This is a genomic window from Faecalibacillus sp. TM498 (genome assembly GCF_020589955.1).
In the GTDB taxonomy this organism is placed as follows: Bacteria; Bacillota_I; Bacilli_A; order Erysipelotrichales; family Coprobacillaceae; genus Faecalibacillus; species Faecalibacillus intestinalis.
Map to the genome: position 1 here is coordinate 39,117 of NZ_JAJDKB010000013.1, position 20,684 is coordinate 59,800.

Sequence of the window (20,684 nt, forward strand, 5' to 3'; positions counted from 1 at the left end):
TTTTTTTATATTTCAATCATTTCTAAACCCTTTTCATAGTACCTATAGATTTGAGAATAGCTAAAACTCATATAATCAGGAATTTGAGATAAAGGAATGAATTCCAGGAAACGGTATTCTAACACAAATCTTGCTTTATCATCTTTTACGCCTTTAACACATTCTTCAATGCTCTTTAACTCTTCCTCTAATAGCGTTTTTTCTTCGATATAGGAGCATAAAGACTTTTTAGGACTATTTATACTCGGCGTATACTTTATCGCTTGTACACCTTGTATTTGATTTTTTACAAATTCTAATCTTTCTTTTTTATCCTTGTAAGATTTTAAATACTCTATTTTTTCTTTAGAATTCATTTCTAAACCTCCTGCTTTTTATTTTTCTTAACTTTTCTTAATCATTCATCAAAACCTGTTCCCAATGTAATCAAACAAACTCGGTTGATCTTTACACATCCTCAAAGAACAACGCTTCTTGTCATGATTGAAATATTTACATGATGGACACTTCTTACAATCAACTGGTTTTGCAACATCTTCTTTTCTCATTTGGAATTACCTTCATCTTTTTTTGGTGGACAATATTCTAAACACCAATCACTAGGTTCTTTACTCATGCAACAGCAAAGAGGAAAAAGTGGACACTTTCCTTCACATTCATTTTGAGAATTGCAATAATTTTGAATTGTTTGCAATGAAACATATTCATCTATGCTATTTATCCATATCATTCATCATAAACTCCAAAAATGTATTTTTTAATATTATCTTTTCCTGCTTCTTTAATAGCTTGGTCTATTAATTCATCATTGTCAAAAAAGATTATTCCTTGGCTTTGACAGGTATCAACTATAGTTTTTCTAATTAAATTATCCTCGTGATCATAAAAAAAATAATAATTACGTTCACCATTTTTAAATCTTCTTCTACCATACTTTAACAAAGTGGCTTCAACTCTACGTTTTTCAATCTCAAATTTAGCTTCTTCTTTAGTTAAGAAACAACTGCCAAGCGATCTTCTTGCAATGTCGGTATCATAATTGTTCCATTTATCAGAAATAAACATCCCAAAAGAAGAAAAATACCAATATATATCGTCTTTTTTTAAATCCCACACCGTTTTAGGTTTAGGTGGAGTGAGAAACTCTTTTAACTTTTCCTCATCCACTTCGTATCCTTTGTATTTTTTTGCAATTTCTTCTACTTTAATCATTTTCATTACTACCTCCAGCATATAAATCAAATATATTGCAAACTAATTGAAGCGCATCTTCTTGTGCACTATCGTTTTGTGTGATATATTCACTGCCACATGGTTTTGCTAATTCATGATCTTTAGCATACGCATTTATTAGATTCATGATTTTTGATTCAATGTTCATTTTCTATTTCCTCTAACTTTCTCTAAATATTTGTTTTGTTTTTAAGAATGTATAATTATCAAGTTCTCTTACTTCACCATTTCTATTTTTAGCAATTTCAACGGTTACTTCTTGATAGTATTTCTTTTGGTCTTCTGGTGTTTCTCTTTGTTTACTTTCTTTTAGCAAAAGCACATGAGTAGAACTGTTTTCTATTTCTCCTGATGATTTTAAAGAGGACATGCTTATGTTGTTGGTTTTGATTGAAACTCTATCAAATTGACTTGCCACGAAAATGATAAGATTGTTATCCAAAGCTAGATTTCTTAATTCCTTCATACAATGAGTAACCTTGTCATATTCATTTCTACTGAAATTCCTATCTTCAGTTTCTAATAATCCAATATGATCCACAAACACAATATTGATTTTGTTTGGATCTAACGCATTAAGAGTTACTGCCTTTAGTTCCTCTATTGAGATAGAGCCACTTTTAATATAGGAATTATTGTTTTGTATTTTATCCCTAGCTTTTATATAGAAGTCCTCATTGATGATGCCTTTGTTAAATTCATCAACTTTATGATCTGAAGTAATTGCCAGTAATCTCTTAATCATGATTTTCGGTGAAACCTCTAGATTGAAGTAATGGCACTTGTACAGGTTCTTGTATTGTGACAAGGATTTGTACAGGTTTAATAGAAATGCCGATTTACCAAAGCCACTAGTACCTGCAACCGTCACTAAATCAGTTACATCCAGTTTGAGGAAAAGGCTTAAAATACCAAACCCATCTATAACAATCCCTTGGCTATCATCTGATATCATTTCGTCAATCATATCCTTAGATAGTGCTTCAACCTCTATTTCACAGTTTAGCTTTACAATCTCAGTCAACCTCGAATAGTATTCATTCATTGAGATTGTTCCACTTACTGCACCTAACTTTATCAACTCATCCTTTTTGTAATCTTCTAAAATCAATTTAGCATATCCCAATGCCATGGATTCTTTGTCACTATCAGCATACATGTTGTTGATATATACCTCTGTGACAAAACCCTTTGCTTCTTCAAGAGTCATGTAATCAAGCATACGCTCAATATCCATTTTGTTTTCATTCTTTAGATAGCGATAAAACTTCTTGTAAAGACTACTCATGAAGTAATCTTCACTAAATTTGATTTTGTCTACTAATTTTCTATCATTGGATAAAATGCTTAAGAATTGAAATTCATTGTCATATCTTTTTACGTTGTTATCATTCATAACCATCCTTCATCTTAAGCTTCTTCCTAATCTCATCCAATTCTTCTTGTTCTTTTAAGTAGACTTTGTATTTTTTGAACTTATCTTGATAATCCAAATAAATATCATTTTCTAAAAATGTTCTTGAATACATCATTGAAGTTCTATCACTTGCATTTTCTTTTGAATATTCTTTAGCAGCGAAAATAACTAGATCAATTTCTTCTTCATCAAATTCATGTTCCTTCCATGCTTCATAAGTATCTTTCTTCGAACCTTTCTTTTGATATGCCTTCCAAAATCTCACAAAATCATCATCAAAAATTGTTGTAGTTGTAGGAGTATCATCAGATACTACTACATTCTTTATATTCTTTTCATTCTTGTTAGTGGTCGGTCGTTGGTCACTTGTTGGTCGTTCATTGGTCAATTCGTTGGTCACTTTTTGGTAATCATCATAATTATTTACTGATATAACAGTACCTTTGGAACTTGTTGAGATGGTCAATTCGTTGGTCATTTTTAGGTGTTCTAGTGCAGTCCTTACTTTACGCTCGGTCATTCCCGTTTCCTCAGCAATAATCTTCCTGCTGGTAAAGAAACTCCCTCGTTTAACCACATCACCTTTGTATTTTTGATCTCTATGATTTGCTTTTAACAAGCAATAGATAAAGACGTGTAGCGTACTCGAATCCTTGAACCATTCCCAATTTATCATTGACCTATACAATTTGAAAAAACCTAACTTTTTGTTTTCCTCAAACGACATACTAACCACCATTTTCTTTCAATAATTCTACAATTCTATAACCTGTTTCCTCTTTCTTGCAAAAGTGAAACTCAACACCATATCTTTCTATTTGCGTGTTCATCCCTTTGTACAACATTTCACCAGTCATAAAACGTTGATGAAACATACTGTTTGGATTCCACCACTTTTTAACATCTTCAATAGATTTTATTTTGTCATCTTCAATCAGGAAGATAAGCTTTATTCCGTTTTCATTTGCTCTTATCATTTCTCGTTTGAAACGTGCATGATCTGCACCCATATTAACTGCATATTCTCCAATAGATTGTTTTCTATCAATCGCACATTTGATATTTGAAAATGACATGTAATCACCAACATCAAGCTTTTTAATAAGATATTGAACACCTTGATTATCAAAGTGTTCAAATATCCTTTCAGTTTGACTTGGTTTTTCTCTTGTATCCACTTGAATCAGCATTAGAATTGAATATCATCTTCCATGATGTTGAAACTATCACTTGTACCAGTATTAGATACACTAGGATTAGTAGAAGCACTAGATGATGATTTATTTTTATCTACTGGTTCAATAGAATATTTGTGTTCTGCAATATTTTTAACAGTTGTAAAAGATGGAAAATCAGTTCCTTCTTTTTCATCACCAAACTTATCAGTATAGATATTCTTTTTGTAAATGACACCAACCAATTTACCTTTTAAATCGTTTGTTTCATTATTCCATTTAAATGCTTGATTTGATTCTTCTAAATAATTTAATAGATCCGCAAATGCATATTTAGCACCTGTATATTGAAAATTAAAATTCACTACAGCTTTTTTATTCCATTTATCTGGAACAAATTTTGTTCCTCCACCAGCTTGTTGATATTCTTTTAAATAAACATCCTTGAATTCTCCTTGAGCAATGTCAAAGAAAACCTTAATTGTTTCTCCTTCCATGCCAACATTAACGATTTTTCCTACATACCCTCCTGGTTGTAAGAACTTTCTTTCATATTCTTTTCTGTTGAAATTTAATTGCATTTCTTTTGTCTCCTTCTATTTGATTTGAATGTTTTGCTTTTCTTCTAAATGACAATAATTACTCATATTGTCTTTAAGCCACTTCTTAATGGCTGTTTTATCCAATGATTCAGTTACTTTGGTTTTGTATAAATCAGTCAAACCTTTTTCCTTGAAATCATTCAATAAAGCTACTGCATCATCAATTGCAACTGATGTTGACTTTCTAAAACTGATAACAACTCTTGGTGTTTCAATCTTCTTAATGCCATTTTCTAGCATAAAACTAGATAAGAAAGTTTTGGTATTGTTTACCTTGTTTTCTAAAACCTTTTTTCTTTCCGTTAGCGCTTTGATTTCATCATCTAAAGCTTTTACATCACTTTCACGATTTTTATTGATTAAAGCTAAATATGAGAGTTTTTGCTCCATATTTTCATTTAATTGTGTGAAGAGAATTGGATCAGTAATTTCTCCAGTTTCTTCATTTACAAGATTTTCAATTTCTTGTGGAATTTCATATAACTTCATTTATTTTTCCTCCTTTAAAATTTTAATTAATGCTATTGCGTTATTGATTGATAAAGATGGTTTTGTAATGCATCCATCAACCAATTTATAAAAATCATTGCCCATATCAAATTTAACGTAGTCTCCAACTTTTACATCATCAACATAGTGATATTGGTTATGTGTACAATTCTTTTCTTCTTGAGTAAGCTTCTTTTCAAACTTGATTAAACTAATTGAATTGGTAAGTTTTAATTCCAAAGCTCTAATACCTAGAGTTGATAAGCTATCTTTAACAATCCAATTATTTTTGTTTAGAATGAATTCTCTTCTTTGATCATTATTCTTGAGCATTTTCTTCAACTCCTAATCCGTAATATTCTCTGATAACCTCATCTACTTTTTTTAGATCATTATCAATTTCTTGTTCTTCAAACATTCCCATTGATGTTTTAGCGGTAGTAGTACCATCACTGTTGGTTACGAAAACATGATTACCATCAATGATTTTTGCAAATAATACATTTTCAAATAATGCTTCAAATGTACCTAATTGTGTATCAATCAATTTACCTGCAGTAATTGCTCTAGATTTTCCTGTATTTGTATCAACTTCAACATGATTCAAAAAGTAAACAATGACATCATCATTTAATGTTTCAATGTAATTTTTTAAGTCAATCATATGGCCTGCAATTTCATTGTATTTTGCATAGCCACCTTCTTTTGCTCTTTGTTGTTGTTCAAAGAACATAAGATAATCACTGTCATCAATAACAAAGGTTTTAACCTTATCTTGGTATTTCTTCATTGATTGTTTGATAACTTCATAACGTTCTGAATAAGCCATATTTGTCATTTTGATAACATTGATATTGCTTTTAAAAGGAAGTCTTGACTTATGCAAGCTAAATACTAAAACTTCACTCTTATTAAAATTTCTTAAAGAAGCTGATTTGCCAGCTCCACTTTCACCATTGATTAAAACTGCTAAACCCATTTAAAATTCCCCCAATTCTTTGTCTATTTCTTTGATGATTTCCTCTTGCTCATCAAGAGCATCATCTAACTGTTTTCTTATTTCTGATAGAATACTTTCAAAAGGTTTAATTGTAATTCCTAAACCCACATCATTATTAAGTAGGTCTTCTACACCTTTTAAAAAGTAATCTATGCCACTGATTTCCTTTTGCCATACATCAAGCTCTTCTAAACTGTTTTTTAATTCTATTACTGTATTATTGATACTGTTTCTAGATTCAATTAGATTTTCATCTGTCATATCGTCCATTTTTAAGCATTCCTTCATATTTAGAAAGTTCTTGATTCAACGAACTACTTAAACTGAAATCAGCACTATCCCAATGATCTTTCATATCTAATAGAAACACCTCGTGTTTTAGATGTTCTATCTTTTCTTCTAGCTGCTTCTTGGTCACTAATTTCACTCCCTCTTGATGTAAATTTCTTTATATTTAACACCAAAGCTATTACTTTGATGTTCCACCCATACGTCAATCACGTTATTTTTAACTGCTCCACCACAATCTTCAGCCACGTAAATTTGGCCATCAATCATGATTTCACTCCCGTATGGGATTATTTGGGGGTCTACAGCGATTGTATGATTGACTTGTGCCTTAACTCCCGTAGAAGTTAAGGCTCCATATTCATCTTCTCCATACCAGTACGCCGTAATTCTAAAGACCCCTAAAGATCTTCATTTTTGAAGTTCTTCAACTTCTTTTTGTAGTTGGTCTTTTTCAACTGCAATACACTCGTACATTGCTTTGTACTTTGTATATTCTTGAAGCTGACCTTGCATATCATTGAGTTCATCCTTGTACAACTCAATTTGTTTACTTTGTTCTTCATACTTTGCTTCTACTAATTTAGCTTGAGCATAACCAGTTCCTGCAAAGATTAAACTTGCTACACAAGCACCAAACAATGTAACCTGTGCTTTTTGTGTTAATTTCATATTTGCAATTCCTCCCGAATTTGTTTATAATTTGTTTGCGTGTTGTGCACTTGTCTTTTGATGACGAGTGCTTTTTTCATTTAAAGAATTAAGCAATGCAATAATCAATTGCTCACTAGGACTTCTGCTGAACTTATTCATGTAGTCCTCAAATGCTTTTCTTGGAATGTGTACGTTTCTTCTAGTACCAGATATTGCAACACTTCCAGGAAAACATCCTTGTTGAATTGCATTGATTATGAATTCTCTACTCTTGTGAGTAATCTTCATGACTTCTTCAACTGAAATGTTGTTTTCATCCATGATTTATCCCTCCTTTCATAAAGATCTAACCAAAATTGCTAAACAGTTACCAACAAAACAAGAAACTGTAATAACTGCTGCTATACCTTTAGATGTCATAACTTACCCCTCCTTTTTGCTTTGCTAATAGTTCTTGCTAATTCCAACCATGATTTTTAATACCAATCACGATCTCTTTTTAAATAAATCAGCATGATTATTACCAGCACATTAAGTAAAATTGAAATACATAAAATCCATTTCATAATTCCATATCCTTCCTATTTAAAACTTTATTGAGTATTTGCTCACATAATTCGCTATATTCATCTTGGGAAATAAGTTTTAAATTATATGCAGTATCAAGAACACCATTCAAATATGTGTGTTGAATAGAAATAGCTGTATAACATACATCAAGATCAGAATTCTTTTCTTTGCATTCTCTAGGAAAGCATTTTTCAAATTCTTTTCTTGCATTATTTCTGTATTCAACAAGTTCTTCTAAATACTCTATTTCATGTTTTATTTTGAATTTAATAATTTCAACTTGTTCTGATTGAGTCATAACTTTTTTTCTTCCTTTCTACTACTGACCACCAAGGAACCAATCTCTATTACAAAATGAAAACTTCACGTATTGTATTAAAAAAAGAAATTTGTTATTAATTTGGTGTTTCTATGATCATCAACTTTAGGAATCTAATAAAATAGGCTTTGCTAGAGATTGATTCCTGGATGATCAGTAATTTATTTAATTGTTTTCGACATCTTTCATCTCTTTCTTTATAATTAAGTTATCGGTACGGCAATATCGAAATTTAATTAGAAAGTGAGGTGAAACACACTATGCTAGCTTCTGACATTATTGAAATCATTGGAATAATTGCATCAACAACTGTAAGCATTGTTGCTATTGTTATCTCGTTAATAACTTTGAAACAAAACAATAAAATGATTGAAGAATCAACTAGACCTGTAATTTCAATATACTCTCGTTATTTTGACGGTAAGCTTTATATAATCACCAAAAACTTTGGCTCTACAAGTTGTATTATCGATTACATAAATTCAGATATGAATCTCACAAAAGAAGAAAGCCAAGCAATGCAAGGAAATCCATTTGAAAGAGCATCTGGCGCTACAATTCCTCCAAACGGTCAACTTATTTGTGAACTTATCCCATATCGTTTAAAAACAAGAAAATTTAATTTTGAAGTAAAATACCATTCATCTGCAAATACTTATACAGATTCTTTTTTTCTAGATTGTGATGCAAGTAACCCATTCCCAGATATGCATACCTCTGTTAATGGAGCTGATAAATCTCTTGAAAAAATCTCTAGAACAATGGAAGATATTTTAAAAATCAAACTCTAGGATGAATTTAATCTATCCTTTTCACTTTTGTTTCTACTTCCAAAATTGTAGGTATATTTTCCGAAATATATCTTGCATCATTAACACTTACACCTTTATCAGCTAATAGATTAATAACTTCAATCGTTATCTCATCCAATTCAGCAATTTTTTTTTGATTATTCATTCAGTATCTCCTTTCATCATTACGACAAGAATTTATTAACAAAATAAACTTGTCCTTTACCTGTAACTTTAGTAGTCAACGTAATTCTTGTACTTCCATCTGGATTACTGATTGTTCTTTCTTTAACTTCAAACAATCCCATATCCATTGCTCTTTGAGTCGGTTGATTTCTTCTTGAACCACTTTTAATCAAGTAACCACTCTCTCTCATCCACTCAAACAAGCGATTTTGACCGATTTCATAACCATTTTGTCTAATAAGCTTTGCTAACTGACCTATCAAGATTGATTCATCACTAGCACTTACTGCATCAGCAAACAATGCCTTTGGTTTCAACTCCTTGTTTTCTTCCATCAAAGCTTTTACTTGCTTTCTTGAATATTCCAAAGCTCTATTCATTACTGCTTCAGGACTATTCCATCTTCTTTCTAGTTCCAAGAAGTATTGGCGAACTTCTTTACCTTTGTCACTTCGTTGGATCATTGCAATTTCTTTTGCCATGTCGAGAGTGATTTCATAATCTGTTGATGGTCGACCACCTTTAGGGTTTTGGACAATTTTGTCCATAACTTCTCGGTAATCAATTTCTTGACTAAACCCGTATTCAGCCATTCTTCCAAACCACTTTTTAAATGGAGTTTCAATTTCTAAAAACTCATGTAATTCTCTTGCTGATAATGTAATGCGGTCACTGGCATAATTGACTTTTAACAATTCATTCATTTTGATTTCTCCTTTCATAATTTTTTAAGGTTGCTTTTAATTCAACTTTTTATTTAAAAAAATAATATCTCTTTCATGCTTTGTTAATTTTAAAGCGTATGTTAGTCCAACAATCTCTGAAGCTGTAAATTCCCCCACACCGTTTAATCTATTGTATAAAGTTTCCCTTGAAATATAGGATTTTCTCGCAATAGCGGTCATAGTCATTCCACTATCTTCAATTTTTTCTTTGAGTTTCTTTATATCTGTCATTTTTCCTCCTTTCAAAAGTTGCATATTATTCAACCCACACATAATATATCACGTAGTTGAATTTGTGTCAACCTTATACGCAAAAATGTTGAATAATTTTACAACTTATGATATTTTATAATTGTAGGAAGAAAATGAGGTGATAAAAAATGCTTGAGTTGTATAGAAACATAAAAAAACAACGTCAACAACTGAATTTAACACAAACAGAATTAGCTCAAAAATTAGGTTATGCTGATAAAAGTATGATAGCAAAAATAGAAAAAGGACAAGTTGATTTACCACAATCAAAAATAATTGCATTTGCCGATGCATTAGAAACTACTCCAGGTTTATTAATGGGGTGGAATGAACCTAATTCACAAAATGATACAACTGATAATGCAGATAATCTTTATAAAATAGATAAAATCAAGCTACCATTATTAGGAACTATAGCTTGTGGAGAACCAATATACGCAGATGAAGATAGAGAAAGCTATATTATGGTTGGTACTGATATGAAGGCTGATTTTTGTCTAAAGTGTCAAGGAGATTCAATGATCAATGCAAGAATTTATGATGGAGATATAGTTTTTGTTAGAAAACAAGATATTGTAAACAATGGAGAAATTGCAGTTGTAATAATTGATGATGAAGCTACATTAAAACGTTTTTATTATTATAAAGAACAAAACCTTGTTATCTTAAAGCCTGAAAACCCAAAATATGAAGATATCGTTTTATCAGGTGATAAATTAAATGAAGTGAAGGTACTTGGAAAGGCTATTGCTTTTCAAAGTGATATTATTTAATGAATAAATTTGGAGGATTAAACATTGGTAAAAAGTATTTTTGAATTAGAAAAAAGAACAGATATAAGAAAAGAATGCTTACGTATAGAGAAATATCTAGCCAAACCACAATTTAGAAATTTCGACGGATACTATAATAACAATACATTTTGGAGTATGGTTAATAGTTGTTTTAAATTATGGCCCTATCGATATACCGCAACTAATGTTAATGATTTCTTTGATTTAATAGAATTGCCTATGAAAGTCGAAAAAATGAATGATACGGAATATTTTTATTATTTACAATTTATTTACGATTTTGTAATGTGGGTAGCATCACATTATTATAATGCTAATATTTATGGAATAAATTTTAATAAAAAAATTTTTGATCTATTTATTAACAATCAAGACGAATTTGATTTAATTACCACAAACATCAAGATTATAATGGAATTTTCAAATTATTCTATAGAAAAAATAAACGATCATTACACATTTATAAAGCGTGATGCTGATACTGATAGCATATTATCAATTATCGAAAATGAAAATGATTTAAGATTAGCATTGCTAGAATACAATGATTTTAGAATTGAAAATGATATAAATGAAAAAAGAATTATTTTGAAAAAATTAGGTGATTATTTAGAACCGAAAAGAAAAGAATTTAACTCTATTAATAAATCATTAACTGACGATATATTCTACATGCTAAACAAATTTTACATAAGGCATAATAATGATGGAAATATTAAATTCGATTCTAATACTGACTATATCAAATGGTATGATAAGCTTTTTAAAATGATTATTCATTTAATTAGAAGTAAATATATTCTTGATGTTCAAAAGGAATTGAAAGATTATAAAAAATAGTCATCAAAGGAGGAAGAAAAAATGGCAGTAAATAATGAAGTAATTTTAAGTTGGACTTTTTTAAAAAAGGTTGAACCAGACAAAGCAATGAAAGAAATATTAGTAGAAGGAGAAGAAATCTTACAATGTTATCAAACTGTTAGAGATCAAGCAGCACTAACAAATAAAAGAATTATTATCATGGACAAACAAGGAATGACAGGAAGCAAAGTAGAAATATATTCATTGCCTTATCGTTCTATTGATATGTGGTCAACAGAGAATGCAGGTAAATTATTTGATATTAATGCAGAGCTTGAACTTTGGACTAAAGCAGGTCACTTTAAAATCAAAGTAAATTCTAATTGTGATATAAGAGAATTTGACCAAATCTTAGGTAAAGCAATACTTAGTAATCAATAATTTTTAGAGAGAAGAGGATTAAGGAAATGGAAAAGAATAATTACGAAGAAATTGTCTTAAATTTATACAACAAATATTCAAAAAAGATTGTAGATTCTCTTATTAACAAAGGTATACTCTTTGAATTTGACTACGGATTTGGAAGTACAGTTATCGAAAATGGATATACTATTTTACAAACACTATTAAATAATGATAGTTATGATGTAAAATTAAATATTGGCTGCTTTTATTATAAAGAAAACCCTGGTGAAAATTTATATTATATTTTTAATAATGAAATTTACGATTATAATTCAGCAAGAAAAATTGCAAAAGAGAGATTCGATAAAAACAATTTAATAAAGTAAGGAGATGTAAAAATGAACGCATTAGAAAAGATGGTAGAAAATAAACGTTTGCCTGTACTATTTATCGGGTCCGGTATTCCTAAACGTTATTTAAAAAAATTTCCTAGCTGGGATGAACTTTTAAATGAGTCATTTAAAAAAGTAAATAATGATCCATTTTATATCGGTAGATATAAAGAAAAATTCAAACGTGAAGGTATATCAATTTTTGATCAGTACAAAGAATTAGGAACTATTATCGAAAATGATTTTAATGAAGCGTTTTATAATAGAGAAATATCATTTGGAAAATCTAAAAATCCAGCATGGGCAAAAAGAGGAATATCGCCGTACAAAATGTATATTAGACACAGACTCAAAAATTTAAGATTAAATAATTCTTCGGTTATTATAAAAAAAGAACTTCAAGAAATAGCATTGTTAAAAAACAAAGTATCAGCTGTTATTACCACAAACTACGATAATTTTATTGAAAGATATATTCTAGATGAGCACTATACAGTTTTTACAAGGCAGCATGAAATGTTTTCAAAAGATTCTTATAATGTTTCGGAGTTATATAAAATTCATGGTTCAATCGATGATGCTAGTACAATAGTTATTACTAAAGATGATTATGCTCAATTTAATGAAAGTAGAAAATTGTTTATCGCAAAAATGTTGACTTTATTCACAGAGTCTCCAATTATTTTTTTAGGATATTCATTTACTGATGAAAACATACGACAAATTGTTGTTGATTTTCTTAACTGTTTAACTCCTGAACAACTTGATACAATTAGCGATAATTTTATATTCATTACATATAAAGAAAATGAAAAAGATCTAATTGAAATCAAAAGAACAATTATTACTGAAAAAGGAGAAAATATTCCTATCACTGAAATTGCCACTGACAATTTTTTAAAAGTATATAAAACGATAAATCAACTAATACCTGGTATGACACCGAAAAATATAAGAGATACTCAAAGATTGGTGAAAAGAATAGTTAATAATACCATTGTTAGCGGAGACCCATCTAATGTAATCTTTGGCATTGACGAAATACCTGATGATCTTTCTGATAAAAATATTGCCATTGCTATCGGTAATAAAGAGGATATTATTAATCAATATGGATATAGTGTTGTTAAAGATGAAGAGATTTTGGAAGATATTATATTTAACAATAAAAAATTTAATTCTAAAAATATGTGCAAAGAAAGATTTAAATCTCTTCCTTTGAATAGGTTAATGCCTGTTTATAAATACATAAAAAGAGCAAAAATCGATATAAATGAAGTTCCTAAATTAAAAAACTATGTTAACTATCATGATGAAATCGATAAAATAATTACCCCAACGTATAAAAAGAAAAATTTAAAAAATGCTCCGAAGTTCAATAATATTACTGAAGTAAAAAAATATATGCAAGAAACAAATGACATCAATAAAGTGTTCAAAGGTGTTCTAAATAGCATTGATTATTTATCATTGTATCAACTTCGAGAAATTTGTAAACTTTACTTTTATAATTATATCGATAAACTTATAAAAAATTCAAATTTTAAAAGAGTTGTTATGTATATAGATTATAAAGAAAATTATAAGTAAAAGAAAAAATGCCGGTACACACGTTATAGCTAACCATAACCGTTACCAACATTTCATCTCAGTTGACACATTTTATTGTGTTATCTTTACTACATCGAGGTTTAACAATTGAATTGTTCTTACCTTCGATATAAAGTATACCAATTTATCAAAAAAAAACAACCCATTTTATGAAATTACTAATATGGAAATTAACAAATTTTCAAATTGATTTGATTTAATATAGCTTAATACAACTTAATTGATTTAAAAAATTTATGAATTTTACAAATTTATATTAAATTATCTGTTTCGTTTAACTAATTCATAAAATAAAAAAACACCCTAGCGCCAACTAGGATGCAGATATGTGATGCGCCAACATCACAATAAAAAGAACCATCTCAAAAGTCCTTTTACGTACTCAATTTTACCACATAGAGCACGTTCAAGGCAAATTAAATTGAAAGGACGTGTTTTTATTATGCCTAGAAAAACAACATTTAAGCGTAGACCCAATAATAGTGGTACGGTAGTAAAACTATCAGGTAAACGAAGAAAGCCCTACTGTGCCAAAATTTCAAGTGAAGAACGTGACATTGTTACAGGAAAAAAGAAACAAGTAACTATTGGTACTTTTGAAACTGAACTTGAAGCATTAAACGCCCTATCACTTTATCATTTAACTGTTAATAAACAAATTAACGATAAAGAAGCAAATGAATTATCTCCTGATATATTTAATAAAGTCAAAGAGAAACATGATAACAAAGTACCAACATTTAAAGAAATATTTGATATCTTAAACAAAGAAGAATTTTCTTTATTATCAAGTTCAGCACAAACTGGTTACAATTCATGGATCAAACATTTCAAACAAATATATGATAGAAAAATTACAAATATATCCTTACAAGATTTACAATTTGTATTTGATAATGACAAATGTGGAAAAGGTACAAAAGACCACATGAAAATACTTTGTACAAAAGTTTTCAAATACGCTGTCATTCATCAATATATCAGTCGTGATGAAGATTATACTGAATTTATTACTTGTGGAAAAAATCAGGAAAGTACAAAACATTATGCATTCTCTATGAATGAAATTAAACGTATTAGAGATGATAATAGTGATATAGGTAAAATTATACTCATCTACATTTTTAGTGGATTACGTGCAAATGAATTGCTAAATATTAATAGAAAAGATATACATATAGATGAAACTTGCAACGATGATGGTATTGAAAGAAAAGTATCTTATTTCTTTACTGGTTTAAAAACAGATGCAGGAAGAAACAGAGTTATTCCAATCCATGATTTTATTAAACCTTTTGTAATTGAATTGCTGCTAAAGAAAAGAAAAAGAATTATTGATAATACATACAGTGTTTTTAAAGATACTAGTTTCAATCCATATATGAAAGAGTTAAATATGAATCATACCATGCATGATACAAGGGTTACATTTACTACTTTATGTCAATTAAATAACGTTGATGTTTTTAGTAGAAAAAGAATTCTTGGCCATAAAATGAAGGATATTACTTTTGATACTTACACTGATACGATCATCAATAAATTATTCATAGAAATAAATAAAATCAAGGTGTGATTTTTGTTACTAATTTGTTACTAATTAGGTACATTTAGTAACAATTAATCGCCCAAAACCCTTGATTTTACGTCATTTTCTATTCTATTTTTTTCAAATTTTGAAAAAATATAAAAAGTAGCATTTGCTACTTTTCATACATCTTTGGTTTATATAACGCTCTATTTTCTAATGAGAATACACGTTTTGTAAATTTTCCATATTCAACGGTTTCTAAAGCTTTATCCATCATCGCCATACGAGCATCTATATTATCAATTAAATATAAAATCTCTGCTTCTTTGATTTGCGGAAGAACAGGTGAACCATATTCATTTTTTCCATGATGTGCTAAAATCATATGTTGTAATAAAGTTACTTCTTCTCCTTCAATATGAAGTTTATCAGCAGTTTCTTTAATCATCGCATTTGAAATAGAAATATGACCTAATAATTTTCCTTCTAACGTATATTCTGGAACAACAGGACCACTTAATTCAATTGTTTTTCCTAAATCATGTAATGTGATTCCAGAATATAATAGATCTTTATTAAGCGTTGGATATAAAGTGCAAAATGATTCTGCAACTTTTAACATTCCATACGTATGATAAGCCAATCCTGAAACATATTCATGATGATTTTTGCTAGCTGCTGGATAATAAGATAATTTTTCAATATTTTCTTCAAATAATGTTTTTACTAATTGATGTAATTTTAAATTATCTATTTGATCAATAAACTTTTTAATTTCATTGATCATAAATTGACTATCCAATGGTGCTTGTTTTAAAAATTTAATACGTTCTTTATCATCTTGTGACGCTAAATAAATCTTTACAATCTTCATTTGTCTATCTTCATTATATTTTATAACATCACCTTTTATCTGAACAACTGAACCTTTTACTAAAGTTTGTACTTGTTCTTCACTAGCATTCCATAACTTAGCATCAATAGATCCTGTATCATCTTGTAATGTCATAGATAAATACGTTGAGCGATGTGCTCCATTGGTTTTTCCTGATACAACATGATTAATTAATGCTTCAATTAAAACACCATCATCACCAGGTTTTAAACTTGCTATTTTATTCATCATTATTCTCCTTAACTTCTAGAATATTCTTAATATCTTCGTAATTATATCCTTTTTTTAACAATGTATCAATTATTTTGTTTCTTAAATCTTTTCCTTCTAATTTTTTTTCATAGCGATGAGATGCTTTTAAATAGTCTTTTTCCAAAGCTAATTTTTCTTTCTCTAAATCATATTCAAAATCATACTCTGCCATTGCTTTATCAATAACATCATTCGTAAATCCCTTTAAAAATAATTTTTCTTTAATTTTTCTTTGAATGTTACGATAAGAAATCGTGCTGTTTCTTTGGTAATAATTATTGATTAAAAGCATCGCTGCTTGATATTCTTCATCATCATCAAGTTCTTCTAAACATGTATCTATTATCTCAGTATCAACACCATAATTTCTTAAATTATAAATTGCTTTGTTATGTCCTATTCCCAAACGTGTACATCTTTTAAAATAATTCATTGCGTACATTTTATCATTAATTAAATTTTTTTCTGATAAAAGTTGAATAGTAGTATCAAGTTGAGCATCATCATAATCTCCAGAATCCATTAATTTCTTTCTCATTTGTTGTTCAGTATAATCTTTAATAGATAAATACTTCAAGGCTTTGTTATATGCCCTACTGATTTGTTCGTGATCTTTAAGTGTATTAAACTGATTTCTATCAATTGTTTTCCCTCGATACAGTTCATATTGATCTATTACTTTATCTGATAATTCTAATGTTACAGCACTTTCATTTTCATCATAAGTAAATGAAACCTCATTTTTATTATTCTTTATGGGAAATATCGAAACAACTGTATAAGTATATTCTTTAATAAGAATGGCTTGCTTATAAACTTCTAATACTTTCTTAGCAAATGTTTCTCCACTATACTCATTTGCTTTTTTTAATGCATTTTCTTTTAAAACATCTAAATCCATTTCCATAGCATTTAATATAAGTTTTGGTAATTCATCTTCATTTTTAAAGAAAAAACCATTTTTTCCATCATCAATAACATCTACAAGTTGATCATCATAACGAGCAATAACAGAAATAGAAGATGCCATTGCTTCAATATAAGTCAATCCCTGTGTTTCAGATAAAGATGCTGAAATAAACATATTAGAAATATGGTAATGAGCTGGAACCATTTCACCACTTTGAGGCCCTGTAAAAATAACATATGGTTCAATATGATCATTTTTTACATATTCTTTTAACTCTTCTAATTGTGGTCCACCCCCAACAATTAAAAAACGAATATTATCATTAATAGCGACAACTTTTTTTAAAGCATCTATGATAACCGTAATGCTTTTTTCAGGAGCAATTCTTCCCAAAAATGTAAGAACAAAATGATTTTGTAAATGATATTTTTCTATTAAACTTTGACATAATTCGTTGTTTTTATTATTAACTGAAAAACGTTCAAGTTCTAATCCCGTAGGAATCGTATAAATATTTTTTTGTTTTAAACCATAATGGATTAAAGCATCTTTTGTTTTATTTGAAGGAACAATTAATCCTTGGCAACTATTTCCATAAAATTTACTAATTTTTGTAATTACTTTTTTAACTACAGTATCTACTGTTTCAGAATTGATTGGATTAATATAATGTGAATAATCTGTCCACATAGTATGATACGTATAAACAACAGGAATATCTAAATATTCTGCAGCAATTCTTCCAAAAATACCAATACCAAATTCTGTTTGAACATGAATGACCTCTGGATTAAATCTTTTAATTTCTTTCATACCCTTAAAAGAAAAAATATTACATGCCCTGTAGCCATAAAGAGCTTGTATTTCTAATCCTGGCACTCTTAAAACTTGATTATCTAGGCTTTCATCATAAGTTGTATCACTTGGAAGTTCACTTGTTACAACTAAAACGTCATGTCCTAAATCTACAAGTTTATTTCGTAAAATATTTGTTGATGTAGCAACACCATTAATATCAGGTATGTATGTATCTGAAAAAAGTGCTATTTTCATAAAGACCTCCTATTTTTTAAAATCATCAAATTCAATTTCTTCTATATCTTCTATAACGATTATTTGATCATTTTCTGTAATTTCTTTTTTATCATTTTTTGTTGCAAAATTAAGTTCTCTACTAAATGACATTGTAAGACCTCCAAGAATAAGACCAGCATAATAAGTAGCAAATCTCCAAACAAGTAAAGTTGCTGATGTCGCTCCTTTTAAAAAGTAACGAAGTAAAATATAAAACGAACCTTCACTACCCCCACTTGCTCCTGGTAATGGTACAAAATCTGAAATCAAATAAACAAAAGCAGTAATTCCAATTAAATCAAAGAAATGTCTCCAAGAAAGAGGAACATTCATTGCAAGAGAACAAAAAAATGGAATACTATAAAGAATTGTCAATTTTAATACATTTAATCCTATTGATTTAAGTAATATTGGTTTGTTTTTTTGTAATAAATTAAGTTCGATTCTAAAGTTTTCTAATTTTCTTTCAATTTGAGAACTTACCTCTTCATAGCTTTTCACTATATGTAATTTTGCTAATATTTTAACAACATTATTACTTAAAAAATTTTGAAGTTTTTCAGACTTAGCTCCTAAAAATAAAGTAGAAATAACCACTAAATTAATAATAAATCCAATAAATGCTAGTGAAAAAAAACCAGAATACAATTTACTAAAATAAACAAATTTTAAAAGCATAATGATAGATGTATACACAACCAATACACTTTGATAGACAATAAAAATCATTAATAAAATACTAGACGAATAAGTTGCTTTGATTCCTTGTTTATTAAAAGCATATACTTGATAAAATTGTCCACCAGAGGCCATTGGCGTGATTCCATTAAAGAAAATACCAGCCATTGCATTTACGATTCCTTGTTTTAAGGTATAATCTTTTTTATATACTTTAGCAAAAAGTGTCAAATTCATTGCATTGATTAAATAAAAAATACACATTAAAATAGCAACAACCAATAGCCACCCTAAATGACAATGTTTTAACGATTTAATCGTTCCTTCTAATTGATTACCAATTGAAAAATAAATTGATAATCCACCAACTATTAGAATAATAGCTACATTTAGTATGTATTTTTTTATATTTTTTTTATCCATAATATTATCCTCTAAAGAGATTCAACTTTTTCATATACCTCTTTTAATTGTTTTCCTATTAATAATAAATCTCTTTCTTTAGCAACTTTATAACCTTCTTCTACTGTCGAAGGTAATTCGTGATTAATAATTTTATTAATATAATCAATAAAGTCTTGATTTGTTTTCCCCTTATAACAATTAACTTGGTCTTGCATCCATGGATCAAAAGCAGGAATATTCCTTAATAATATTTGTGTTTTGCAAGCTAAAGCTTCTAAAACAACAATTCCTTCTGTTTCTTCACGTGATGGAAAGAAAAAAACATCTGCTCTACCATAAGCACCTTTAATAATATCTCCACTAACATATCCTGGTAATATTAAATTTTTTGGTAATTCTTTGAGTAATTTTTTTATCTTAGATGTTGGATTGGATAATCTAACATCTCCAAACCACATAAATTTTACATGAGGCATTTCTCGTGCAACTTCTACAAAAGTATCAAATCCTTTTCTTTCAAAAAGCCATCCTACAGATATAACAAGTTTATCCTCTTCAGAAATATGAAACTGTTGCGTAAACTCATTAATTTGTTTAGATGTTGGATTAAACTGTGCAACATCTACACCATTAGAAATCGCATATATTTCCTTATTTAAATCATATGACTCCAATAAGCTTTTAGAATATGGCGTTGGTGTAATAATAACATCAGCTGAATTATAAAGATACACAAGCCATTTTTTATAAAGACCAGCAAAGGTATTAGAAAACATAAAAGAATTTTTAAAATCTTCTTCTGTACTATGTGCATGATAAATGATCTTCTTATTATTTTCTCTTGCCTGTTTAATCATTGAAATACTATCAGGATAGATTGTATTAATATGTAAAATATCATAATCCAAATCATTTTTATCAGTCGTAAATTCAATATTATTTAATGTTAAAGCTTTCTTTTGGTGGTAAAACGCACGACCTATTCCAGACTTCTTAATAGCCTTTTCCATTCCAAAATATAATTTAATTTTCATATAAAACATCACCCAATCTATTATAACATATTTTTATTTTTGAAACTATATAATCAAGAATTTTACCCTATTAGCTAGCCACAAAAAACAATAAAATAATAGCATTCAAATTTGAACTTATTATTAATAGTATGTAAAAACATAAAAAAAAAAGAAGGAACTGGCAACGAGCTATTTTCGCACAATGTACTATCTTCGCCG

At 28.7% G+C, this 20,684-nt stretch carries 30 protein-coding genes; 7 read left to right on the top strand and 23 right to left on the bottom strand.

The annotated features are described in order from the left end of the window. Window positions 1-5 precede the first annotated feature (5 nt). The 16 genes from LJD32_RS05960 to LJD32_RS06035 all read right to left on the bottom strand — a co-directional run bounded on the left by LJD32_RS05960 (window position 6) and on the right by LJD32_RS06035 (window position 7,726). Window positions 6-356 carry a hypothetical protein gene (locus LJD32_RS05960; RefSeq protein WP_118473751.1) on the bottom strand — a complete coding sequence of 117 codons (351 nt, stop codon included), beginning with the start codon at window positions 354-356 and terminating at the stop codon, window positions 6-8. A gap of 370 nt (window positions 357-726) precedes the next feature. Continuing rightward, on the bottom strand, window positions 727-1,212 hold the full coding sequence (locus LJD32_RS05965) for a hypothetical protein (protein WP_143712306.1): 486 nt from the start codon (window positions 1,210-1,212) through the stop codon (window positions 727-729). After that, window positions 1,205-1,381, bottom strand: a complete 177-nt coding sequence (locus LJD32_RS05970) for a hypothetical protein (protein WP_158546509.1) — start codon at window positions 1,379-1,381, stop codon at window positions 1,205-1,207. The genes LJD32_RS05965 and LJD32_RS05970 overlap by 8 nt, the downstream gene beginning before the upstream one ends. 12 nt (window positions 1,382-1,393) lie before the next feature. Continuing rightward, a complete protein-coding gene (locus LJD32_RS05975) occupies window positions 1,394-2,629 on the bottom strand; it encodes a DnaB-like helicase C-terminal domain-containing protein (RefSeq protein ID WP_032090239.1) in 1,236 nt (411 codons plus the stop codon). After that, complete coding sequence (locus LJD32_RS05980; RefSeq protein ID WP_227391952.1) at window positions 2,622-3,377, bottom strand: hypothetical protein; 756 nt, start codon at window positions 3,375-3,377, stop codon at window positions 2,622-2,624. Before LJD32_RS05980 ends, LJD32_RS05975 begins: the two co-directional genes overlap by 8 nt. A gap of 1 nt (window position 3,378) precedes the next feature. Then, window positions 3,379-3,828 (bottom strand): ERCC4 domain-containing protein, encoded by a 450-nt coding sequence (locus tag LJD32_RS05985; protein WP_227391951.1) that lies wholly within the window; start codon window positions 3,826-3,828, stop codon window positions 3,379-3,381. An 11-nt stretch (window positions 3,829-3,839) separates the two neighbouring features. Continuing rightward, window positions 3,840-4,406, bottom strand: a complete 567-nt coding sequence (locus LJD32_RS05990) for a hypothetical protein (protein ID WP_032090242.1) — start codon at window positions 4,404-4,406, stop codon at window positions 3,840-3,842. Window positions 4,407-4,421: 15 nt separating this feature from the next. Continuing rightward, the gene (locus LJD32_RS05995) at window positions 4,422-4,916 is read right to left on the bottom strand and encodes a siphovirus Gp157 family protein (RefSeq protein WP_052010883.1); all 495 of its coding nucleotides are present in this window, start codon (window positions 4,914-4,916) and stop codon (window positions 4,422-4,424) included. Continuing rightward, window positions 4,917-5,249: a hypothetical protein gene (locus LJD32_RS06000; RefSeq protein ID WP_032090243.1), complete on the bottom strand. Its 333-nt coding sequence runs from the start codon at window positions 5,247-5,249 to the stop codon at window positions 4,917-4,919. Further along, window positions 5,236-5,895 (bottom strand): AAA family ATPase, encoded by a 660-nt coding sequence (locus tag LJD32_RS06005; RefSeq protein ID WP_032090244.1) that lies wholly within the window; start codon window positions 5,893-5,895, stop codon window positions 5,236-5,238. Before LJD32_RS06005 ends, LJD32_RS06000 begins: the two co-directional genes overlap by 14 nt. Continuing rightward, window positions 5,896-6,186, bottom strand: a complete 291-nt coding sequence (locus LJD32_RS06010; RefSeq protein WP_032090245.1) for a hypothetical protein — start codon at window positions 6,184-6,186, stop codon at window positions 5,896-5,898. After that, window positions 6,167-6,343, bottom strand: coding sequence for a hypothetical protein (locus LJD32_RS06015; protein ID WP_227391950.1), 177 nt, complete (start codon window positions 6,341-6,343; stop codon window positions 6,167-6,169). Before LJD32_RS06015 ends, LJD32_RS06010 begins: the two co-directional genes overlap by 20 nt. Beyond that, complete coding sequence (locus tag LJD32_RS06020) at window positions 6,340-6,594, bottom strand: 3D domain-containing protein (protein ID WP_096807545.1); 255 nt, start codon at window positions 6,592-6,594, stop codon at window positions 6,340-6,342. Before LJD32_RS06020 ends, LJD32_RS06015 begins: the two co-directional genes overlap by 4 nt. A gap of 21 nt (window positions 6,595-6,615) precedes the next feature. Further along, window positions 6,616-6,876 carry a hypothetical protein gene (locus LJD32_RS06025; RefSeq protein ID WP_227391949.1) on the bottom strand — a complete coding sequence of 87 codons (261 nt, stop codon included), beginning with the start codon at window positions 6,874-6,876 and terminating at the stop codon, window positions 6,616-6,618. Between the two features lie 24 nt (window positions 6,877-6,900). Further along, a complete protein-coding gene (locus LJD32_RS06030) occupies window positions 6,901-7,179 on the bottom strand; it encodes a hypothetical protein (RefSeq protein ID WP_227391948.1) in 279 nt (92 codons plus the stop codon). Between the two features lie 241 nt (window positions 7,180-7,420). Beyond that, window positions 7,421-7,726, bottom strand: coding sequence for a hypothetical protein (locus LJD32_RS06035; protein WP_227391947.1), 306 nt, complete (start codon window positions 7,724-7,726; stop codon window positions 7,421-7,423). Window positions 7,727-8,007: 281 nt separating this feature from the next. Between LJD32_RS06035 and LJD32_RS06040 the strand changes: the two genes are divergently transcribed. Continuing rightward, window positions 8,008-8,538: a hypothetical protein gene (locus tag LJD32_RS06040; protein ID WP_118573652.1), complete on the top strand. Its 531-nt coding sequence runs from the start codon at window positions 8,008-8,010 to the stop codon at window positions 8,536-8,538. A gap of 7 nt (window positions 8,539-8,545) precedes the next feature. On the opposite strand, the gene LJD32_RS06045 is transcribed toward LJD32_RS06040, so the two are convergent. The 3 genes from LJD32_RS06045 to LJD32_RS06055 are packed head-to-tail and all read right to left on the bottom strand — an operon-like array spanning window position 8,546 to window position 9,680. Next, window positions 8,546-8,704, bottom strand: coding sequence for a hypothetical protein (locus tag LJD32_RS06045; RefSeq protein ID WP_227391946.1), 159 nt, complete (start codon window positions 8,702-8,704; stop codon window positions 8,546-8,548). A gap of 19 nt (window positions 8,705-8,723) precedes the next feature. Next, window positions 8,724-9,428 carry a phage antirepressor KilAC domain-containing protein gene (locus LJD32_RS06050; protein ID WP_227391945.1) on the bottom strand — a complete coding sequence of 235 codons (705 nt, stop codon included), beginning with the start codon at window positions 9,426-9,428 and terminating at the stop codon, window positions 8,724-8,726. Between the two features lie 36 nt (window positions 9,429-9,464). Further along, complete coding sequence (locus tag LJD32_RS06055; RefSeq protein WP_199412981.1) at window positions 9,465-9,680, bottom strand: hypothetical protein; 216 nt, start codon at window positions 9,678-9,680, stop codon at window positions 9,465-9,467. 149 nt (window positions 9,681-9,829) lie between these two features. Between LJD32_RS06055 and LJD32_RS06060 the strand changes: the two genes are divergently transcribed. The 6 genes from LJD32_RS06060 (at window position 9,830) to LJD32_RS06085 (ending at window position 15,280) form a co-directional block, all read left to right on the top strand. Next, window positions 9,830-10,474, top strand: coding sequence for a LexA family protein (locus LJD32_RS06060; RefSeq protein ID WP_227391944.1), 645 nt, complete (start codon window positions 9,830-9,832; stop codon window positions 10,472-10,474). 24 nt (window positions 10,475-10,498) lie between these two features. Then, window positions 10,499-11,335: a hypothetical protein gene (locus tag LJD32_RS06065; protein ID WP_227391943.1), complete on the top strand. Its 837-nt coding sequence runs from the start codon at window positions 10,499-10,501 to the stop codon at window positions 11,333-11,335. Between the two features lie 21 nt (window positions 11,336-11,356). Continuing rightward, window positions 11,357-11,737, top strand: a complete 381-nt coding sequence (locus LJD32_RS06070; protein WP_117480983.1) for a PH domain-containing protein — start codon at window positions 11,357-11,359, stop codon at window positions 11,735-11,737. Between the two features lie 26 nt (window positions 11,738-11,763). Then, window positions 11,764-12,087: a hypothetical protein gene (locus LJD32_RS06075; protein ID WP_227391942.1), complete on the top strand. Its 324-nt coding sequence runs from the start codon at window positions 11,764-11,766 to the stop codon at window positions 12,085-12,087. A 12-nt stretch (window positions 12,088-12,099) separates the two neighbouring features. Next, a complete protein-coding gene (locus tag LJD32_RS06080; RefSeq protein ID WP_227391941.1) occupies window positions 12,100-13,683 on the top strand; it encodes an SIR2 family protein in 1,584 nt (527 codons plus the stop codon). A gap of 463 nt (window positions 13,684-14,146) precedes the next feature. Further along, on the top strand, window positions 14,147-15,280 hold the full coding sequence (locus LJD32_RS06085; RefSeq protein WP_227391940.1) for a hypothetical protein: 1,134 nt from the start codon (window positions 14,147-14,149) through the stop codon (window positions 15,278-15,280). A gap of 127 nt (window positions 15,281-15,407) precedes the next feature. Here LJD32_RS06085 and LJD32_RS06090 read toward each other — a convergent pair whose 3' ends face one another. The 4 genes from LJD32_RS06090 to LJD32_RS06105 are packed head-to-tail and all read right to left on the bottom strand — an operon-like array spanning window position 15,408 to window position 20,483. After that, window positions 15,408-16,358, bottom strand: a complete 951-nt coding sequence (locus LJD32_RS06090) for a 3'-5' exoribonuclease YhaM family protein (RefSeq protein ID WP_227391939.1) — start codon at window positions 16,356-16,358, stop codon at window positions 15,408-15,410. After that, the gene (locus tag LJD32_RS06095) at window positions 16,351-18,345 is read right to left on the bottom strand and encodes a glycosyltransferase (RefSeq protein ID WP_032090255.1); all 1,995 of its coding nucleotides are present in this window, start codon (window positions 18,343-18,345) and stop codon (window positions 16,351-16,353) included. The genes LJD32_RS06090 and LJD32_RS06095 overlap by 8 nt, the downstream gene beginning before the upstream one ends. Before the next feature lie 9 nt (window positions 18,346-18,354). After that, the gene (locus tag LJD32_RS06100; protein ID WP_081918937.1) at window positions 18,355-19,467 is read right to left on the bottom strand and encodes a lysylphosphatidylglycerol synthase transmembrane domain-containing protein; all 1,113 of its coding nucleotides are present in this window, start codon (window positions 19,465-19,467) and stop codon (window positions 18,355-18,357) included. An 11-nt stretch (window positions 19,468-19,478) separates the two neighbouring features. Beyond that, window positions 19,479-20,483 carry a glycosyltransferase family 4 protein gene (locus LJD32_RS06105; RefSeq protein WP_227391938.1) on the bottom strand — a complete coding sequence of 335 codons (1,005 nt, stop codon included), beginning with the start codon at window positions 20,481-20,483 and terminating at the stop codon, window positions 19,479-19,481. Window positions 20,484-20,684: the final 201 nt, after the last annotated feature.

Excerpts from the sequence above, each read along its gene's own strand:
- LJD32_RS06040 (WP_118573652.1), top strand. The coding sequence starts at position 8,008 with ATGCTAGCTTCTGACATTATTGAAATCATTGGAATAATTGCATCAACA.
- LJD32_RS06045 (WP_227391946.1), bottom strand. The coding sequence starts at position 8,704 with ATGAATAATCAAAAAAAAATTGCTGAATTGGATGAGATAACGATTGAA.
- LJD32_RS06010 (WP_032090245.1), bottom strand. The coding sequence starts at position 6,186 with ATGGACGATATGACAGATGAAAATCTAATTGAATCTAGAAACAGTATC.
- LJD32_RS05995 (WP_052010883.1), bottom strand. The coding sequence starts at position 4,916 with ATGAAGTTATATGAAATTCCACAAGAAATTGAAAATCTTGTAAATGAA.
- LJD32_RS06100 (WP_081918937.1), bottom strand. The coding sequence starts at position 19,467 with ATGGATAAAAAAAATATAAAAAAATACATACTAAATGTAGCTATTATT.
- LJD32_RS06095 (WP_032090255.1), bottom strand. The coding sequence starts at position 18,345 with ATGAAAATAGCACTTTTTTCAGATACATACATACCTGATATTAATGGT.
- LJD32_RS05990 (WP_032090242.1), bottom strand. The coding sequence starts at position 4,406 with ATGCAATTAAATTTCAACAGAAAAGAATATGAAAGAAAGTTCTTACAA.
- LJD32_RS06075 (WP_227391942.1), top strand. The coding sequence starts at position 11,764 with ATGGAAAAGAATAATTACGAAGAAATTGTCTTAAATTTATACAACAAA.
- LJD32_RS06055 (WP_199412981.1), bottom strand. The coding sequence starts at position 9,680 with ATGACAGATATAAAGAAACTCAAAGAAAAAATTGAAGATAGTGGAATG.
- LJD32_RS06030 (WP_227391948.1), bottom strand. The coding sequence starts at position 7,179 with ATGGATGAAAACAACATTTCAGTTGAAGAAGTCATGAAGATTACTCAC.
- LJD32_RS06085 (WP_227391940.1), top strand. The coding sequence starts at position 14,147 with ATGCCTAGAAAAACAACATTTAAGCGTAGACCCAATAATAGTGGTACG.
- LJD32_RS05980 (WP_227391952.1), bottom strand. The coding sequence starts at position 3,377 with ATGTCGTTTGAGGAAAACAAAAAGTTAGGTTTTTTCAAATTGTATAGG.
- LJD32_RS06090 (WP_227391939.1), bottom strand. The coding sequence starts at position 16,358 with ATGAATAAAATAGCAAGTTTAAAACCTGGTGATGATGGTGTTTTAATT.
- LJD32_RS06035 (WP_227391947.1), bottom strand. The coding sequence starts at position 7,726 with ATGACTCAATCAGAACAAGTTGAAATTATTAAATTCAAAATAAAACAT.
- LJD32_RS06060 (WP_227391944.1), top strand. The coding sequence starts at position 9,830 with ATGCTTGAGTTGTATAGAAACATAAAAAAACAACGTCAACAACTGAAT.
- LJD32_RS06080 (WP_227391941.1), top strand. The coding sequence starts at position 12,100 with ATGAACGCATTAGAAAAGATGGTAGAAAATAAACGTTTGCCTGTACTA.
- LJD32_RS05970 (WP_158546509.1), bottom strand. The coding sequence starts at position 1,381 with ATGAACATTGAATCAAAAATCATGAATCTAATAAATGCGTATGCTAAA.
- LJD32_RS06025 (WP_227391949.1), bottom strand. The coding sequence starts at position 6,876 with ATGAAATTAACACAAAAAGCACAGGTTACATTGTTTGGTGCTTGTGTA.
- LJD32_RS06050 (WP_227391945.1), bottom strand. The coding sequence starts at position 9,428 with ATGAATGAATTGTTAAAAGTCAATTATGCCAGTGACCGCATTACATTA.
- LJD32_RS05975 (WP_032090239.1), bottom strand. The coding sequence starts at position 2,629 with ATGAATGATAACAACGTAAAAAGATATGACAATGAATTTCAATTCTTA.
- LJD32_RS06000 (WP_032090243.1), bottom strand. The coding sequence starts at position 5,249 with ATGCTCAAGAATAATGATCAAAGAAGAGAATTCATTCTAAACAAAAAT.
- LJD32_RS06105 (WP_227391938.1), bottom strand. The coding sequence starts at position 20,483 with ATGAAAATTAAATTATATTTTGGAATGGAAAAGGCTATTAAGAAGTCT.
- LJD32_RS06070 (WP_117480983.1), top strand. The coding sequence starts at position 11,357 with ATGGCAGTAAATAATGAAGTAATTTTAAGTTGGACTTTTTTAAAAAAG.
- LJD32_RS05965 (WP_143712306.1), bottom strand. The coding sequence starts at position 1,212 with ATGATTAAAGTAGAAGAAATTGCAAAAAAATACAAAGGATACGAAGTG.
- LJD32_RS06005 (WP_032090244.1), bottom strand. The coding sequence starts at position 5,895 with ATGGGTTTAGCAGTTTTAATCAATGGTGAAAGTGGAGCTGGCAAATCA.
- LJD32_RS05960 (WP_118473751.1), bottom strand. The coding sequence starts at position 356 with ATGAATTCTAAAGAAAAAATAGAGTATTTAAAATCTTACAAGGATAAA.